Origin of the sequence: Corallococcus sicarius, assembly GCF_003611735.1 — a bacterium.
GTDB lineage: Bacteria > Myxococcota > Myxococcia > Myxococcales > Myxococcaceae > Corallococcus > Corallococcus sicarius.
This window is the reverse complement of sequence record NZ_RAWG01000592.1, coordinates 1-2,112: the sequence shown is the minus strand read 5'-3', so window position 1 is coordinate 2,112 and position 2,112 is coordinate 1. Positions and strand designations below refer to the sequence as shown.

General features: G+C 68.6%; 2 protein-coding genes. Both read left to right on the top strand.

All coding sequences use genetic code 11. From position 1 onward, the window contains the following. The first annotated feature begins 136 nt into the window (after positions 1 to 136). Entirely contained in the window at positions 137 to 991 is an 855-nt protein-coding gene (locus tag D7X12_RS41030; protein ID WP_120630527.1) for a lysophospholipid acyltransferase family protein, read from the top strand. Continuing rightward, positions 988 to 1,959 carry an SDR family oxidoreductase gene (locus D7X12_RS41025; protein ID WP_120630526.1) on the top strand — a complete coding sequence of 324 codons (972 nt, stop codon included), beginning with the start codon at positions 988 to 990 and terminating at the stop codon, positions 1,957 to 1,959. The genes D7X12_RS41030 and D7X12_RS41025 overlap by 4 nt, the downstream gene beginning before the upstream one ends. The last annotated feature ends 153 nt before the right edge of the window (positions 1,960 to 2,112 follow it).

The window sequence follows — 2,112 nt, the reverse complement described above, 5'->3', positions numbered from 1 at the left end:
GGTCCGAGCAGGCGGGGGTGGCGTCTTGGGCGGGATGCGCATGTTGGGGGGACCTTCCGGCGGATTATCGTCAGAAGGACTGCACGGGTTGCCGGCGCACTCCCGGTGTGCATGCCGGGGTGCTAAGGAGCCAGCCATGCTGGAGCGTTTCAGCGACAAGGTGAAGAAGGGCCTGCGCGGCTGGACCGAGCGCATGGCGGGCGAAGCGCAATCGGGCGAACTCCAGGGCCTGGCCCGGACGGAGAACGAGTACGGGGTGGATCCGTTCGGGTTCAACCTGGACTACAGCCTGGCGGCCATCGCCCCATTCCTGTGGCTCTACCGCCACTACTTCCGCGTGGAGGCCTACGGCGCGGACCGCATCCCCAAGGGGCGCGTGCTGCTGGTGTCCAACCACTCCGGCCAGCTCCCCATGGACGGCGCCATGATTGGCATCGCCCTGATGGTGGAGGGCTCTCCGCCGCGCGCCATCCGCAGCATGGTGGAGAAGTGGGTGCCGTCCCTGCCGTACGTGTCCACCTTCATGGCGCGCGTGGGGCAGATTGTCGGCACGCCGGAGAACTGCCGCCGCCTGCTGGAAGCGGAGGAGGCCATCCTCGTGTTCCCGGAGGGCACGCGCGGCCTCAACAAGCTGTGGCCCCAGCGCTACCAGCTCCAGGAGTTCGGCCTGGGCTTCATGCGGCTGGCGCTGGAGACGAACACGCCCATCGTCCCCATCGCCGTGGTGGGCGCCGAGGAGCAGGCCCCCGCGCTGATGAACCTCAAGCCGCTGGCGAAGCTCCTGGGCATGCCGTCGTTCCCCATCACGCCCACGGGCGCGGCCTTCCCGCTGCCCACGAAGTACCGGATCTACTTCGGCGACGCGCTGCACTTCACCGGCCGCGCGGACGACGAGGACAGTGAGCTCGACAAGAAGGTGCGCACCGTGAAGGCCTCCATCCAGGCGATGCTCCAGCAGGGTCTCAAGGAACGCCGGGGCGTGTTCTGGTGAGCGCCCCGCACGAGGAGGAGAAGGAGCAGCAGCCGCGCGGCGCCCTCAAGCCCGCCGTTGTCGTCACCGGCATCAGCGGCAACCTGGGCCGCACGCTGGCGAAGATGCTGCACAAGCATGAGCGCATCATCGGCATCGACCGGCGCCCCTTCGTGGGCCGGCCGAAGGACGTCGAGATGCACCAGATGGACCTGCGCAAGAAGAAGGCGGAGGACGTCTTCCGCAAGAACGAGGTCCGCGCCGTCATCCACATGGGCATCATGCATGACCCGCGCATGAGCGAGGAGGAGCACCACTCGTTCAACGTCGTGGGCACCACGCGCCTGCTGGAGTACTGCGCGAAGTACGGCGTGAAGAAGGTGGTCGTCCTCTCCTCGGCCAATGTCTACGGCCCGAGCCCGGACAACTCCAACTTCCTCACCGAGGACGCGCCGCTGATGGCCGCCAGCCGCTTCTCCGGCGTGCGCGACCTCATCGAAGTGGACATGCTGGCGCACAGCTTCTTCTGGAAGCACCCGCACATCGAGACGGTCATCCTCCGGCCCGTCCACATCGTCGGGCCCACCATCAAGAACGCGCCGTCCCACTACCTGCGCCTGCGCTACCCGTGGACGCTCGCGGGCTTCGACCCGATGGTGCAGCTCATCCACGTGGAGGACGTGGCGCGCGCGATGGTGCAGGCCCTCCGCCCGGAGCCCAAGGGCGTCTACAACGTCGTCGGCCCCGGCCAGGTGCCCCTGTCCGCGGTGCTGCGCGAGTTGGGGAACACCCCCATCCCCGTGCCGCACCCGGTGGCCCGCCCGCTGCTGGGCCTGATGTTCCGCTACCGGCTGGCCAACTTCCCGCCCCCGGAGCTGGACCACATCCAGTTCCTGTGCGCCGTGGACGGCAGCCGCTGGGTCCAGGACGTGGGCTGGAAGGCCCAGCACTCCATGCGCGACACCATCCGCTCCGTCATCGGCGAGTAGCGGATTTTCCGTGGGCCGCCACCGGGGTCCCTGACACGGATGTCACTGGGACGGCGGCGGGATGGCAGGGGGGCCCTGACAGCACTGTCAGGGAGGACCCGGCGGCGGTGAAGGCCCGGGCGCACAAGTGCCTGAATTCCCACGGGAAGCCGG